Source organism: Sanguibacter sp. TS_SC_8 (assembly GCF_055361235.1).
In genome coordinates this window covers 1,508,751-1,522,346 of sequence record NZ_CM143955.1, presented here as the reverse complement: position 1 = coordinate 1,522,346, position 13,596 = coordinate 1,508,751, and the positions used below count along the sequence as shown (strand labels likewise).

General features: G+C 70.7%; 14 protein-coding genes and 2 tRNA genes. 7 read left to right on the top strand and 9 right to left on the bottom strand.

What is annotated here, in order from left to right:
- Positions 1 to 160: 160 nt before the first annotated feature.
- The 7 genes from ACWA15_RS06890 to ACWA15_RS06860 form a co-directional block, all read right to left on the bottom strand.
- Positions 161 to 517, bottom strand: a complete 357-nt coding sequence (locus ACWA15_RS06890; RefSeq protein WP_464058786.1) for a chorismate mutase — start codon at positions 515 to 517, stop codon at positions 161 to 163.
- 4 nt (positions 518 to 521) lie between these two features.
- Positions 522 to 1,802, bottom strand: a complete 1,281-nt coding sequence (gene clpX, locus ACWA15_RS06885; RefSeq protein WP_464058785.1) for an ATP-dependent Clp protease ATP-binding subunit ClpX — start codon at positions 1,800 to 1,802, stop codon at positions 522 to 524.
- A 182-nt stretch (positions 1,803 to 1,984) separates the two neighbouring features.
- A complete protein-coding gene (locus ACWA15_RS06880) occupies positions 1,985 to 2,683 on the bottom strand; it encodes an ATP-dependent Clp protease proteolytic subunit (protein WP_464058784.1) in 699 nt (232 codons plus the stop codon).
- Positions 2,684 to 2,723: 40 nt separating this feature from the next.
- The gene (locus tag ACWA15_RS06875) at positions 2,724 to 3,347 is read right to left on the bottom strand and encodes an ATP-dependent Clp protease proteolytic subunit (protein ID WP_464058783.1); all 624 of its coding nucleotides are present in this window, start codon (positions 3,345 to 3,347) and stop codon (positions 2,724 to 2,726) included.
- Between the two features lie 189 nt (positions 3,348 to 3,536).
- Positions 3,537 to 4,946 carry a trigger factor gene (gene tig, locus ACWA15_RS06870; RefSeq protein WP_464059431.1) on the bottom strand — a complete coding sequence of 470 codons (1,410 nt, stop codon included), beginning with the start codon at positions 4,944 to 4,946 and terminating at the stop codon, positions 3,537 to 3,539.
- 217 nt (positions 4,947 to 5,163) lie between these two features.
- Positions 5,164 to 5,514: a cupin domain-containing protein gene (locus ACWA15_RS06865; protein ID WP_464058781.1), complete on the bottom strand. Its 351-nt coding sequence runs from the start codon at positions 5,512 to 5,514 to the stop codon at positions 5,164 to 5,166.
- A gap of 106 nt (positions 5,515 to 5,620) precedes the next feature.
- A tRNA-Pro gene (locus tag ACWA15_RS06860) sits at positions 5,621 to 5,694 on the bottom strand.
- 156 nt (positions 5,695 to 5,850) lie between these two features.
- On the opposite strand from ACWA15_RS06860, the gene ACWA15_RS06855 reads away from it, so the two are divergent.
- The 6 genes from ACWA15_RS06855 to ACWA15_RS06830 all read left to right on the top strand — a co-directional run bounded on the left by ACWA15_RS06855 (position 5,851) and on the right by ACWA15_RS06830 (position 10,643).
- Positions 5,851 to 5,924: transfer RNA gene (locus ACWA15_RS06855), tRNA-Gly, on the top strand.
- A gap of 561 nt (positions 5,925 to 6,485) precedes the next feature.
- Positions 6,486 to 7,421, top strand: a complete 936-nt coding sequence (gene cysK / locus ACWA15_RS06850) for a cysteine synthase A (RefSeq protein WP_464058779.1) — start codon at positions 6,486 to 6,488, stop codon at positions 7,419 to 7,421.
- Between the two features lie 96 nt (positions 7,422 to 7,517).
- Complete coding sequence (gene epsC / locus ACWA15_RS06845; RefSeq protein ID WP_464058778.1) at positions 7,518 to 8,102, top strand: serine O-acetyltransferase EpsC; 585 nt, start codon at positions 7,518 to 7,520, stop codon at positions 8,100 to 8,102.
- A gap of 62 nt (positions 8,103 to 8,164) precedes the next feature.
- Entirely contained in the window at positions 8,165 to 8,518 is a 354-nt protein-coding gene (locus tag ACWA15_RS06840) for a GntR family transcriptional regulator (protein WP_464058777.1), read from the top strand.
- Complete coding sequence (locus ACWA15_RS06835; protein ID WP_464058775.1) at positions 8,515 to 9,510, top strand: SdpI family protein; 996 nt, start codon at positions 8,515 to 8,517, stop codon at positions 9,508 to 9,510. Before ACWA15_RS06840 ends, ACWA15_RS06835 begins: the two co-directional genes overlap by 4 nt.
- Before the next feature lie 77 nt (positions 9,511 to 9,587).
- On the top strand, positions 9,588 to 10,643 hold the full coding sequence (locus tag ACWA15_RS06830) for an LLM class F420-dependent oxidoreductase (protein ID WP_464058774.1): 1,056 nt from the start codon (positions 9,588 to 9,590) through the stop codon (positions 10,641 to 10,643).
- On the opposite strand, the gene ACWA15_RS06825 is transcribed toward ACWA15_RS06830, so the two are convergent.
- Positions 10,640 to 10,990, bottom strand: coding sequence for an MGMT family protein (locus ACWA15_RS06825; protein ID WP_464058773.1), 351 nt, complete (start codon positions 10,988 to 10,990; stop codon positions 10,640 to 10,642). The genes ACWA15_RS06830 and ACWA15_RS06825 overlap by 4 nt on opposite strands.
- 91 nt (positions 10,991 to 11,081) lie before the next feature.
- Here ACWA15_RS06825 and ACWA15_RS06820 point away from each other — a divergent pair, with 91 nt between their 5' ends.
- Positions 11,082 to 12,401: a GNAT family N-acetyltransferase gene (locus ACWA15_RS06820; RefSeq protein ID WP_464058772.1), complete on the top strand. Its 1,320-nt coding sequence runs from the start codon at positions 11,082 to 11,084 to the stop codon at positions 12,399 to 12,401.
- A 135-nt stretch (positions 12,402 to 12,536) separates the two neighbouring features.
- Here the strand turns inward: ACWA15_RS06820 and ACWA15_RS06815 are convergent, their stop codons facing one another.
- The gene (locus tag ACWA15_RS06815) at positions 12,537 to 13,595 is read right to left on the bottom strand and encodes an Fpg/Nei family DNA glycosylase (protein WP_464058771.1); all 1,059 of its coding nucleotides are present in this window, start codon (positions 13,593 to 13,595) and stop codon (positions 12,537 to 12,539) included.
- Between the last annotated feature and the right edge of the window lies 1 nt (position 13,596).

The window sequence follows — 13,596 nt, the reverse complement described above, 5'->3', positions numbered from 1 at the left end:
CTCGTGCCTTCCGTGGGGGGCGGACGACCCCGGAGCGCGTCGACCGCAGGCACTTCAGTCTCTGCCTCCCGGCGGCGACACGCCACCCCACGCCCGCCCACCGGGACGAGCTGGCACTGGCGGGCGCAGGCAGGCACTGCCCAGCCGGGCGCGACGCGGGTCAGGAATAGGTGTCGAGCACACCCGCGCGGCCGTGATCGGCGGCGATCCGCTCGTGGTGGCGGATCACCTCGGAGACGATGAACTCACGGAACTTCTCCGCGAAGGCCGGGTCAAGACCCGCCTCGAGGGCGATCGTGGTCAGCCGCTCGATCTGCACCTGCTCGCGCACCGGGTCCGCGGGGGCCACGCCGCCCTGGGCCTTGAGCTCGCCGACCCGCTGGGTGAACTTGAACCGCTCGGCGAGCAGGTAGACCAGGGCCCCGTCGACGTTGTCGATGCTGGACCGCAGCCGCAGGATCTCCTCCCGGATGGCGGGGTCCTGGGTCGGGTCAGAGCGGTCGTCCGGGGAGGTCATCGACTCAGGCGCTCTTCTCACGGGGAGCGGACTTGCCACGCGAGCGGCGAGGCACGAGCGTCGGGTAGACGTTCTCCAGGACGACTTCGCCGGTGATGACGACCTTCTCGACGTCGTCACGGCTGGGCACCTCGAACATCACCTGCTGGAGGACCTCCTCCATGATGGCGCGCAGGCCTCGGGCGCCGGTGCCGCGCAGCAGGGCCTGGTCGGCGATCGCCTCGACCGCGTCCGTGGTGAACTCGAGCTCCACGCCGTCGATCTCGAACATCCGCTGGTACTGCTTGACGAGGGCGTTGCGAGGTTCGGTGAGGATCTGCACGAGGGCGTGCTGGTCCAGCGGCTTCACGGTCGTGATGACCGGAACGCGGCCGATGAACTCGGGGATGAGCCCGAACTTCAGCAGGTCCTCGGGCATGACGTCGTCGTAGGCGGTGGAGTCGTCGATGGTCTGCAGCGGGGCACCGAAGCCGATCCCGTGCTTGCCCGCCCGGGCGGAGACGATCTCGTCGAGCCCGGCGAACGCGCCCGCCACGATGAACAGGACGTTCGTCGTGTCGATCTGGATGAACTCCTGGTGGGGGTGCTTGCGCCCGCCCTGCGGCGGGACCGATGCAGTCGTCCCCTCGAGGATCTTCAGCAGTGCCTGCTGGACCCCCTCGCCGGAGACGTCACGGGTGATCGAGGGGTTCTCCGACTTGCGGGCGATCTTGTCGACCTCGTCGATGTAGATGATCCCCATCTCGGCCTTCTTGACGTCGTAGTCAGCGGCCTGGATGAGCTTGAGGAGGATGTTCTCGACGTCTTCCCCGACGTAGCCGGCCTCGGTGAGCGCGGTGGCGTCGGCGATGGCGAACGGTACGTTGAGCATCTTCGCGAGGGTCTGGGCGAGGTAGGTCTTGCCGCAGCCGGTGGGACCGATGAGCAGGATGTTGGACTTGGCGAGCTCCACCGGGGAGGAGTCCTCACCGACCGTCCGGGTGCCCTCGCTCGCCTGGATCCGCTTGTAGTGGTTGTAGACCGCGACGGCCAACGACCTCTTGGCGCCTTCCTGGCCGATGACGTACTGCTCGAGGAAGTCGAAGATCGCTCGGGGCTTGGGGAGCTCGACCATGCCGAGCTCGGCGGCCTCGGTGAGCTCTTCCTCGATGATCTCGTTGCACAGCTCGATGCACTCGTCGCAGATGTAGACGCCCGGGCCTGCGATGAGTTTCTTGACCTGCTTCTGGGACTTCCCGCAGAAGGAACACTTCAGCAGGTCAGCGCCATCACCGATGCGAGTCACAGTAGGTCTCCTCCCGGTCCGCTCCCGTGCGGGGCGAATCGTCGTCCCGCGCAGGCGCACGGAATCGTCCTGACGCTGGTCCGAATGATCTTTCGTCCATTGCACACCACCGGAGCGCCAATGTCTCTACGGCGCTCCGGTGGTGGGTGCATCACTTCTGCAGAACTGTCGTCGAGGCGGGTTCAGGCCTTCTTGGCCAGGAGCGGCTTGCGGCTCTCCAGGACCTGGTCGACCAGACCGTACTCGAGCGCCTGGTGCGCGCTGAGGATCTTGTCGCGCTCGATGTCCTTGCGGACCTGGGCCTCGTCGCGTCCGGTGTGCAGCGCGATCGTCGCCTCGAGCCACTCCCGCATGCGGATGAGCTCGTTCGCCTGGATCTCGATGTCGGAGGCCTGGGCGTACCCGCCGCCCTCCATCGCCGGCTGGTGGATGAGGACCCGTGCGTTGGGCAGCGCAAGACGCTTGCCCGGCGCGCCGGCGGCGAGCAGGACCGCAGCGGCCGAGGCCGCCTGGCCGAGGCAGACCGTCTGGATCTGCGACGTGACGTACTGCATCGTGTCGTAGATCGCCGTCATCGCGGTGAAGGAGCCACCGGGCGAGTTGATGTAGAGGATGATGTCGCGGTTGGGCTCGAGGCTCTCCAGCACGAGCAGCTGGGCCATGACGTCGTCCGCCGAGGCGTCGTCGACCTGGACCCCGAGGAAGATGATGCGGTCCTCGAAGAGCTTGTTGTAGGGGTCCTGGCGCTTGAAGCCGTAGGCCGTGCGCTCCTCGAACTGGGGCAGGACGTACCGCGACTGGGGCGCGCCGTAGGGCAGCGCGCGCCCACCAGCGCCGGCGAGGCGCTGCGCGGTCGAGATGAACTGGGACTCAATGCTCATGGGGATACTCCTCGAACTCTTCTGGTGGCTTGCGACGGACTCAGGAGCTGATCGTGCCGCCGCCGCCGGGGACCGAGCCCGCGTGGGTCACGACGCGGTCGATGAATCCGTACTCGAGAGCCTCGGCCGCGGTGAACCACCGGTCGCGGTCGGAGTCGGCGTGGATCTGCTCGGTGGTCTTGCCGGTCTGCTCGGCGATGAGCTCGGCGAGCACTCGCTTCATGTGCAGGATGAGCTCGGCGTTGATCCGGACGTCGGTGGCCGTGCCACCGATGCCACCGGACGGCTGGTGCATCATGACGCGGGCGTGCGGGGTCGCGAAGCGCTTGCCCTTGGCCCCGGACGAGAGCAGGAACTGCCCCATCGAGGCGGCCATGCCCATGGCGACGGTCGCGACGTCGGGCTGGATGAACTGCATGGTGTCGTAGATCGCCATGCCCGCGGTGATCGAGCCACCGGGCGAGTTGATGTAGAGGTAGATGTCCTTGTCCGGGTCCTCCGCCGCGAGGAGCATCATCTGGGCGCAGATGGCGTTCGCGTTGTCGTCGCGCACCTCGGAGCCGAGCCAGATGATGCGCTCCTTGAGGAGTCGGTTGTAGATGCTGTCGTTCAATCCAAGGCCGGCCACGTCACCGCGTGCTGCCACTGGCATCTGCTCGTTCACGCCATCTCCCTAATGCTCCATCAACCGTGCGTTGCAGTGACCCTAACGCGCCACGTGCCGGTGTTTCGTCCCTGAACTGCGCTGTTTCGCTTTGGGCGCACACACCCGGGGGTGCCGGCCGCCGATCGGGACGCGAACGGCCCTGCCTCCATGAGGAGACAGGGCCGTTCATCCAGCCGACCTGACAGGTCAGGCCTTCTCGTCCGTGCCGGCCTCGACCGACTCGTCGGCGACGGCCTCATCGGCACTGTCAGCACTCTCAGCGCCGTCAGCCTCGTCGGACTCGACGACGGCGACACCGGCAGCCTCGGCGGCCGCGTCGTCCTCGTCGGAACCGATGAAGTCGGACAGGTCGACGGGGTTGCCCTCGCCGTCCACGATCTCGACCTGGCGCAGCGCGACCGCGAGGGCCTTGGACCGCGCGACCTCCCCGACCATGGCCGGGATCTGGCCGTTCTCGTCGATCGTCTTGATGAACGTGTTCGGGTCCATGCCGTACTGGCGGCTCGCGTTGACGAGGTAGTCGAGCAGCTCGTTCTGGCCGACCTTGATCGCCAGCTTCTCGGCGAGGATGTCGAGAACGATCTGGTTCTTCAGCGCGGTCTCGGTCTGCTCGAGGACCTCGGCGCGGTGATCGGCGTCCTCCAGACGACCCTCACCCTCGAGATGACGGACGATCTCGGCCTCGACGACGCCCGCGGGCAGCGGGACCTCGATCGTGGTGAGCTCGGCGAGCAGCAGGTCACGGGCCTGGACGGCCTGGTTGGACTGCTTGGTGCTCGCGGCCTGCTCGCGCAGGTCGTCGGTGAGCTCGGCGAGGGTGTCGAACTCGCTCGCCAGCTGGGCGAACTCGTCGTCGGCCTCGGGCAGGTCGCGCTGCTTGACCGTGGTGGCCACGACCGTGACGTCGGCGTCCTTGCCCTCGTGCTCGCCACCGGCGAGCGGAGCGACGAAGGTCGTGGTCTCGCCGGCGGACAGCCCGGTGAGCGCCTCGTCGAGACCCTCGAGCATGTTGCCCGAGCCGATCTGGTAGGAGATGCCGGAGACGGTGTCGACCTCTTCGCCGTCGACCTTGGCCGTCAGGTCGAGGATGACGAAGTCACCCTCGGCCGCGGGGCGGTCCACTCCGACGAGGGTGCCGAAGCGCTCCCGCAGGGCGTCCAGGCGGGTCGCGACGTCCTCGTCGGAGACGGTGACGTCGTCGACGACGACCTTGATCGCGGACAGCTCGGGGAGCTCGACCTCGGGGCGGACCTCGACCTCAGCCGTGAAGTGCAGCTCGCCGTCGGTGCCCTCGAGGTCGGGGACCTTGATGACCTGGACGTCGGGCTGACCGAGCGGACGGATGTTCGTCTCGCTCACGGCCTGGCGGTAGAAGCCGGACAGGGACTCGTTGATCGCGTGCTCAAGCACGGCGCCGCGGCCGACGCGCTGGTCGACGATGCGTGCAGGCACCTTGCCCTTGCGGAATCCGGGGACGGAGATCTGCTCGGCGATGTGCTTGTACGCGTGATCGATGCTCGGCTTGAGCTCGTCGTACTCCACCTCGACGGTCAGCTTGACCTTGGTCGGGTCCAGGGTCTCGACGGCGCTCTTCACTTCGATGATCTCCAACTTGCTCGATGGCATGCCGATGACCCGGCACGGACACTGCTTCGTAAGTTCTCAGGGGTTACCCGGGACGCCGTCGTACACAGACGGCCTCGCTCACGGGCTGAACTCACCCGCGAGCAACCGTTAGATGGTACGCCACCGAGCGCCGTGGAAGACAGTCGTGGCGGACGCGGCTCCCGCGGGAGCGTGCCCGCCCCCCGGATCAGGGCGTGAAGTCGACCGTCGCGAGGATCTGCCCGTCGGTCTCGATGATGACGACCGTCATCGTCGAGACCGCCCACGTCTGGTGCACCTCACCCGGCTCCCAGACGACGACGTCGCCCGGGACCAGCGGAATCCGGCGTCCGTCGGTGACCGAATCACCGGACCCGGCGACGACGGCGAAGGCCTGACGGGTGGGAGCGGGGTGCGGGCCGATGGTTCCGCCGGCCTCGATCGTGGCGAGGTGCACGCGCGTGCTCGTCGCGCCCTCGACCTGGGGCAGGAAGTCCATCGTCACGCCGGTGCTGTCGAAGGCGGTGATGGTGAGACGGGGCTGGCGCAGCAGCTTCATGGACCAAGTATCGCGGTGGTCTGGCGCCGTCGGCGCACTGCGCCGGGTCACGGCGGAAGGCCCGGCGCGAGTCGAGTTCTCCAGCGCCGGGGCCTTCCACTGCGAGTCGGGGTGACAGGATTCGAACCTGCGACCTTCCGGCCCCAAACCGGACGCGCTACCAACCTGCGCTACACCCCGCTGCCCCACTCAGCGTTCACCCTCGGGCGAACACTCGGGCAAGCATAGTAGGAACATCTCGGTGCTCGGGACCACCAGATCCTTTGCTAAGGTGTTCCAGCAGGTCCTTCCGGGGCCCCTGACGCACGCCGTCCCGGGGACCTGGATGAAGGCAGCGCGGGCGTAGCTTAGTGGTAAAGCCTCAGTCTTCCAAACTGATGATGCGAGTTCGATTCTCGTCGCCCGCTCCACACAGAAGGCCAGGTCAGAGGCGTTTCCTCGACCTGGTCTTCTTGCGTCCTTCAGGCAGTGCATCCGTGCACGTCTCCCGGGCACCACGGCGAGAGCCGGCGGCTGCAGCCCCGCTCACCGCGTCCCACCAGCAGACACGACATTGCACCGCGCGAGCACTGTCGATACAGTCGGCAGTGCAGCCTTCGCGCTGCCCTCCCGCGCCTGACGGCGCGACGGTCGGGACCACCAGGGAAAGGACGCACAGTGAGCACGCAGGCCAAGCCTTCGATCAGCCACTCGTTCGCGTCGTCGTGCCCGGTGTCCTGTCAGTGTCCCTAGAGCGTTGACCCGTTCCGGCACCCGCCGGCCGTCAATGCTCCACACCCCCGCGTCTCGGCGCCGGTCCGCACGCCCAGGCCTCTCATCGGCCCGGTCCCCTGCACCCGACCCCGGACGCCCACCCTCGTGGTGACATCGCGCCCCTCGACCGGCTCGACCGCACCGCCGCACACCTCACCGCATTCCACCGGCCTCCACCGGCCGACCCCCGAGAAGACACCGAGAAAAGGACTCTCCCCATGGCACGGATCTACGACGACGTCACCAAGCTTGTCGGCAACACCCCGCTCGTGCGCCTCAACCGTCTCGCCGAGGGTGTGGGCGCCACGGTCGTCGCCAAGCTCGAGTACTACAACCCGGCCAACTCGGTGAAGGACCGCATCGGCGTCGGGATCATCGACGCCGCTGAGGCCTCCGGCGAGCTCAAGCCCGGTGGCACCATCGTCGAGGCCACCTCCGGCAACACCGGGATCGCCCTCGCCTTCGTCGGCGCGGCACGCGGCTACAACGTCGTGCTGACCATGCCGGAGACCATGTCGAAGGAGCGCCGCGCACTGCTGCGCGCCTACGGCGCCGAGCTCATCCTCACCCCCGGCTCAGAGGGCATGAAGGGCGCGGTGAACAAGGCGAACGAGATCGCCGCCGAGCGCCCGGGTTCCGTCCTGGCGCGTCAGTTCGCCAACGAGGCCAACCCGGCCGCACACCGCGCGGGGACGGCCGAGGAGATCTGGGCCGACACCGACGGCCAGGTCGACATCTTCGTCGCCGGGATCGGCACCGGTGGCACGATCACCGGAGTCGGCCAGGTGCTCAAGGAGCGCAAGCCGAGCGTGCAGATCATCGCCGTGGAGCCGGCCGAGTCACCGATCCTCAACGGCGGCGCCCCCGGCCCGCACAAGATCCAGGGCCTCGGCGCGAACTTCATCCCCGAGATCCTCGACACGACCGTCTACGACGAGGTCTTCGACGTCGACACCGAGACCTCGGTCGAGGTCGCTCGCCGGGCCGCCAAGGAAGAGGGCCTGCTCGTGGGCATCTCCTCGGGTGCCGCGATCCACGCCGCCCTCGAGGTCGGCAAGCGCCCGGAGAACGCCGGCAAGCTCATCGTCGTCATCGTCCCGTCCTTCGGCGAGCGCTACCTGACGTCGATCCTCTACGCGGACCTGCTCGACTAGAACTGCACCGGTGCGGTCGGACGTCGCCACCCCGGCGAGGTCCGACCGCACCACCCCGCACCACCCCGCCGTCCCCCACCGAAGGACCCACCTCGCATGTCTCGCCCGATCACCGCTTGGCAGCTGCTCCGGGAGGACCTCCAGGTCGCCCGGGACCGCGATCCCGCGGCGCGCAGCTCACTCGAGGTGGCCCTCCTGTACCCCGGGGTCCACGCGGTCTGGGCGCACCGCCTGACCCACCAGATGTGGCACAACCCCTCGCTGCGCCTGCCGGCGAGGGTCATCTCCCAGCTCATCCGGTCAGCCACCGGTGTCGAGATCCACCCGGCGGCCACGCTCGGCCGCCGGCTGTTCATCGACCACGGGATGGGGGTCGTCATCGGCGAGACGGCGGTCGTCGGCGACGACGTCACCCTCTTCCACAACACGACCCTGGGCGGTCGGTCGATGACCCACGGCAAACGCCACCCCACCCTGGGCAACCGGGTCGTGGTGGGCGCCGGAGCAAAGGTGCTCGGCGCGGTGTGGATCGGCGACGACGCCCAGATCGGGGCGAACGCCGTGGTCGTCAAGGACGTGCCTGAGGGCGCGGTCGCGGTCGGTGTGCCTGCGACGATCAAGTCCCGCCCGCAGTTCTCCCCCACGGTCGAGCACTGCGAGGACCCGGCCATCTTCATCTAGGCGTTCTTCTGCCCAGGCCTCCATGCTTGTACTAGTTGCTGTAGAACAACTACAGTAAGGGCATGCTCTTCCGCATCGACCCCGCGGCTCCCGAGCCGCTCTTCGCCCAGCTCGCGAGCCAGGTGCGCCTGGCGGCTGCCCGCGGGGACCTCACCGCCGGGGAGCGACTGCCCTCCGCCCGCGACCTCGCCGAGTCCCTGGACCTCAACGTCCACACCGTGCTGCACGCCTACCAGGACCTGCGCGACGAGGGGCTCATCGACCTGCGCCGCGGGCGCGGCGCCGTCGTCACCGAACGGGCGAGCGCAGACTACGCCGCCCTGCGGGCGGCCCTCGTCGTCGTCGTGCACGAGACACGCGCCCTGCGCCTCTCCCCGGAGACCACCCTCGCCCTGCTCAAGGAGGCCCTCGCATGAGCTTCACCGCTCCCGCGCCGTCCATGCACCGCCGCTCGACGACGCTGCTCGGCCTCGCCGTGCCGCTCGCCCTCCTGGGCGCGTCCGGCGCCCTCGCGTGGTCCTGGAAGGGCACGCTGCCCGACCCGGTCGCGACCCACTGGGGCAGCGACGGGGTGGACGGCTTCAGCAGCCTCACCGGGGCGATCCTCGTCCCGCTCCTCGTCGGCGCGGTGCTGACGATCCTCCTGTGGGTCTTCGCCCTCCGGGCCGGGAAGGTCGCCTCGACCCGCCGCGCGGTCAACAGTCTCACCGTCTGGCTGGCGGTCTTCCTCTCGGCGATCGTGCTCGGCACGCTGCACGTCCAGAAGGGCCTTGCGGACGCGGCCGACGTCGGCGGCGTCGGCGCGGTGATCGCGCTCGCCTTCGCTGCCGCCACCGCCGCCGGACTCCTCGTCGCAGCTCTCACCCCGGCCCGCGCCGCGGGGCCCACGACCGACCCGGTCCCGGCCGGCGCGAGCCGGCTGCCGCTCGGCGACGGCGAGCGTGCGGTGTGGTTCCAGCGCCCGCGCGGCGGCGTCGGCCTGGCGATCGGCTGCGTCGCAGCCGCGGGAACCGGCGTCGCTGCTGTCGCCAGCGGCCAGTGGTGGATGCTCCTGGTCTCCGTCGCACTCGTGGCGCTCATGGCGGCCATGTTCAGCTGGGTCGTCCGCGTCGACGGGGCCGGGCTGAGCATCCGGTCCGCTCTCGGTGTGCCGCGGACCCGCATCCCGCTCGACGAGATGGTCCAGGCCCGCGCCACGACGGTGCAGTGCCTAGCCGAGTTCGGCGGCTGGGGCTGGCGCACGGCGATGGACGGACGCACCGGGATCCTGCTCCGCTCCGGCGAGGCGCTCGAGGTGACCCGGACCGGCGGCGGTGTCTTCCTCGTCACCGTCGAGGACGCCGAGACCGCGGCGGCCCTGCTCAACACCCTCGCCGACCGCGCCCGCGCGGCGCACCCGGTCGAGTAGGCTCGCTCCGCCAAGGCACACGGCCGGGACCCGCTCGACGGGCCGCGGCTGCCACCCCCTCAACGACGAGGAGCACCATGCGTTTCGGTCTGCACACCGGCTACTGGTCGGCCGGCCCCCCGGCCGGGATCGCCGAGGCCGTCCGGGCCGCGGACGCCCTCGGGGTCGACTCCGTCTGGACCGCTGAGGCCTACGGCTCCGACGCCCTCACCCCGCTGGCCTGGTGGGGCGCCCGGACCGAACGGATCCGGCTGGGCACGGCCGTCATGCAGATGTCCGCACGCACGCCCACCGCGGCCGCGATGGCCGCGCTCACCCTGGACCACCTCTCCGGGGGACGCTTCATCATGGGGCTGGGCGTCTCCGGACCCCAGGTCGTCGAAGGCTGGTACGGGCAGCCCTACGCCCGCCCCCTGGCCCGCACCCGCGAGTATGTCGACGTCGTGCGTCAGGTCCTGCGCCGCGAGGGACCCGTCGTGTGCGACGGCGCGTTCTACCAGCTCCCGCTGACGCCCGGGCGCGGCGGCAACGGCCTGGGCAAGGCGCTGCGCTCCACCGTCCACCCGCTGCGCGCCGACCTGCCGATCCACCTGGCGGCCGAAGGGCCCAAGAACATCGCCCTGGCCGCCGAGATCGCCGACGGTTGGCTGCCGCTGTTCTACTCCCCGCGCCTGGACGGGGAGTTCCGTGAGCTGCTCGACTCCGGCTTCGCCGCCCGCTCACCCGACCTCTCCCCCACCGCCGACTTCGAGGTCTCCGCGACCGTCCCGGTCGTCGTGGGCGACGACGCCGAGCGCGCGGCCGACACGATCCGCCCCTTCCTCGCCCTGTACATCGGCGGGATGGGCGCCAAGGGCGCCAACTTCCACCGCAACGCCGTCGACCGGCTCGGCTACGCCGAGGTCTGCGACGAGGTGCAGGCGCACTTCCTCGCCGGCGCCAAGGACCGCGCCGCGGCGGCCATCCCGCTCGAGCTGGTCGACGACGTCGCGCTCGTGGGGCCGGCCGAGAAGATCGCCTCCGGCCTGGCAGCGTGGTCCCGGACCGCGGTCACCACCCTCGTCGTGCAGGGCGACCCGCGCACGCTCGAGACCCTCATGAGCCTGACCCCGGCGCCGGGGGACGCGAGCTAGAGAACCTCCCGCGGACGGCCCCCGGGCGGCGGGTCCAGATCCACCTCGCCCGCGCGGGCCGAGGCGAGCGCCACCCGCGTGCCGTCCGCGGACAGCGGGCACCCCTCCTCGCGCAGCCGCTCCAGCGCGATCGACCGGTGATGGGCGGGCGGGTGCCCGGCGGCGTTGACCACCCGCCACCACGGGACGCCCCCGCCCATCTGGCGCAGCACCGTGCCCACCTGGCGCGGGCCCCCGCGCCGCAGCGCCCGGCCCACCACGTCGGCGACGGCACCGTAGGTCATCACCCGCCCGGCCGGGATCGCCGCGACGACGTCGAGCACCAGCTCGCGATACTCCTCATCCACCCCACCAGCCTAGGTCGAACCCCGCCGACTCAGCGGTGGCCACACCGGATAATGACTGGTCGGAGCCCCGCAGAGCGGGGATCATGAGGGCATGACCCTTCCCGACGGCTACCGCCTCGTCCCGCTCCCCCAGTCCCGCCACGCCGACCTGCTCGAGCTGGACTCCTGGTCCTTCCCGACCCCGCACTCGGTCGACGACCTCCTCACGCTGGCCTCCCCGCTGAGCTGGGACCGCACCGTCGCGGTCGTCGCCGAGCACCCCGACGCCGACGCCGTGCCGATCGACGGCGCGGTCCCGGTCATCTCGACGGTCGTGGCCATCCACTCCTCCTACCCCTTCAGCCAGTTCCCGGTGCCCGGCGCCGAGATCCCGGTCAGCGGCCTCACCTGGGTCGGGGTGCATCCCCAGCACCGGCGCAAGGGGCTCCTCTCGGGGATGATCGACGCGCACCTGTCGGACTGCACCGACCGCGGGGAGGCCGTCTCCGCGCTGTTCGCCGCGGAGGCCGGGATCTACGGGCGCTTCGGCTACGGCCAGGCCGCCGACGACCTGCGCGTGAAGATCCCGCGCGGCGCCGCGCTGCGCCCCGTCGACGGCTCGGCCGAGCTCACCGTCCGCATCGAGCGGTACGACGCCGCACGCCACGGCGACATGGTCGCGACGCTGCACGTCGAGGCAGGCCGTCGTCCCACACCGGCCTCCCAGGTCAACCGGCCCGGGTGGGCGACCCGGGAGACCCCCGAGCTGCGCAGGACGTTCAACGACGACCCGGCACTGTTCCGGGAGGGCCGCGAGGCGCTGCGGATCATCGTCGTGGAGTCGGACGGCGACCCCCGTGGGTACGTGACGTTCCGCCGCAAGGTCGACTGGAAGGTCCCCGGCCCGCGCGGCACCGTGTCGACCGGGGAGGTGGTGGCCCTGGACCCCGCCGCCGCGCACCGACTGTGGTCGACCCTCCTCGACCTCGACCTCACGCACGAGGTCGAGCCGTTCATCCTCCCCGTCGACGACCCGATCATGGCGCTGCTCGTCGACCCCCGGGCAGCCGAGCCGCGCATCGCGGACAACGTCTGGGTGCGCATCGTCGACATCACCGGCGCCCTCACCGCTCGCCGGTACGCGAGCGACGTTGACGTCGTCGTGCAGGTCAGCGACGCGCGACTGCCGGCCAACGAGGGGACCTGGCACCTGCAGGGGCGCGCCTTCGGGCCGGCCACGCTCACCCGGACGAGCGCCGCACCCGACCTGAGCCTGTCCATCGCGGAGCTCTCGCGGGCCTACCTCGGCGGCTTCTCCCTCGCGAGCCTCGCCGCGGCCGGCCTGGTCACCGAGCACACCGACGGTGCCCTCGCCGCGGCGTCGGTCGCCTTCGGCTGGCCGGTCGCCCCCGTCTGCAGCTGGGTCTTCTGACCCACCCCGCCGACGCCGCCCGGCTCCGCCCGCCCGGCTGCGCCACCTCGCTGAGTGCTGGGTTCTCCACGCAAACCGCCGGTGTGTCGCCGAATTCTCCAGCACTCAGCGGGAGTCGGTGGGGGGACGGGTGGGTCAGGGTTGGCAGGTGGGGCAGCGGAAGAGGTTGCGGGCCGCCAGCACCGACACCGCGACCGGGGTGCGGCAGACGCGGCACGGGAGGCCGTCACGCTGGTAGACGTAGAAGGAGTCCTCGCGCGAGACCGCACCGGGCTCGCCGTCGGTGTTCTGCCGGGCCAGGCGTCGGGTCGCGCCGACGTCCGGCTGCCCTGCACCCGACGCGCGGTCCTCGACCGCGCGGTGCTCGGCGCGGGTGGTCACGATCGCTCCGGTGCGCACGCCGTCGGCCATGAGCGCGGCGACGTCGTGCCAGAGGTCCACGACGACCTCGCGGGGCACCGTGACGCCGGGGGCGAGCGGGTCCTGCCCGGCCCGGAACAGCGCCTCGGCGCGGTAGATGTTGCCCACACCCGCGATGACGTCCTGGTTCATCAGGAGCACCCCGATCGGTGACCGGGAGCGGGCCACGGCCTCCACGAACCGCTGCGGGTCGCTGTCGGGGCGCAGCGGGTCCGGGCCGAGGCGACGCTGGACCGCCCGGGCCTCGGGGGTGCTGAGCACCTCGCAGGCCGTAGGTCCGTTGAGGTCGGCGCAGGCCCGCTCGGACTCCAGCCGCACCCGCACCGCACCGCGCGGGGCCGGCGGCTCCCAGTCTCCATCCCGCTCCTGGTCCCCGCGCGCCACCGCAACGGACCCGGCCGCACCGGACCCGGCTGCACCGGCCAGCACCGTCTCGCGCTCACCGACCCGCTTGCGCGGCGCACCGATCGCATGCACGACGGCTGTGGCCGGGTCCCCCGTGAACGTCCAGGCTCCGTAGAGGCCCAGGTGGACCCGTAGCCAGCGCAGATCTGGCTCCCCCTGTCCCGGGACGACCGGGCGGGCGCCGGCGTGCGGCGCGAAGCCGAGGAACATGTGCTTCCCGTAGGCCTCGGTGGCCACCAGCACGTCGCCGTCGAGCAGCGCAGCGCCGGCGGCGAACCGGCCCTGCGGGCTGGACAGCCGGATCGTCGAGCCGAGGAACAGCTCGCCGAAGGTCGCGGCGAGCCGGTGGACCGTGTGCCCCTCAGGCATG

Coding starts and splice junctions, on each gene's coding strand:
- ACWA15_RS06835 (WP_464058775.1), top strand. CDS start 8,515: ATGAGCTTCACCGCTCCCGCGCCGTCCATGCACCGCCGCTCGACGACG.
- ACWA15_RS06815 (WP_464058771.1), bottom strand. CDS start 13,595: ATGCCTGAGGGGCACACGGTCCACCGGCTCGCCGCGACCTTCGGCGAG.
- ACWA15_RS06830 (WP_464058774.1), top strand. CDS start 9,588: ATGCGTTTCGGTCTGCACACCGGCTACTGGTCGGCCGGCCCCCCGGCC.
- ACWA15_RS06880 (WP_464058784.1), bottom strand. CDS start 2,683: ATGAGCATTGAGTCCCAGTTCATCTCGACCGCGCAGCGCCTCGCCGGC.
- ACWA15_RS06820 (WP_464058772.1), top strand. CDS start 11,082: ATGACCCTTCCCGACGGCTACCGCCTCGTCCCGCTCCCCCAGTCCCGC.
- epsC (WP_464058778.1), top strand. CDS start 7,518: ATGTCTCGCCCGATCACCGCTTGGCAGCTGCTCCGGGAGGACCTCCAG.
- ACWA15_RS06865 (WP_464058781.1), bottom strand. CDS start 5,514: ATGAAGCTGCTGCGCCAGCCCCGTCTCACCATCACCGCCTTCGACAGC.
- cysK (WP_464058779.1), top strand. CDS start 6,486: ATGGCACGGATCTACGACGACGTCACCAAGCTTGTCGGCAACACCCCG.
- ACWA15_RS06840 (WP_464058777.1), top strand. CDS start 8,165: ATGCTCTTCCGCATCGACCCCGCGGCTCCCGAGCCGCTCTTCGCCCAG.
- ACWA15_RS06890 (WP_464058786.1), bottom strand. CDS start 517: ATGACCTCCCCGGACGACCGCTCTGACCCGACCCAGGACCCCGCCATC.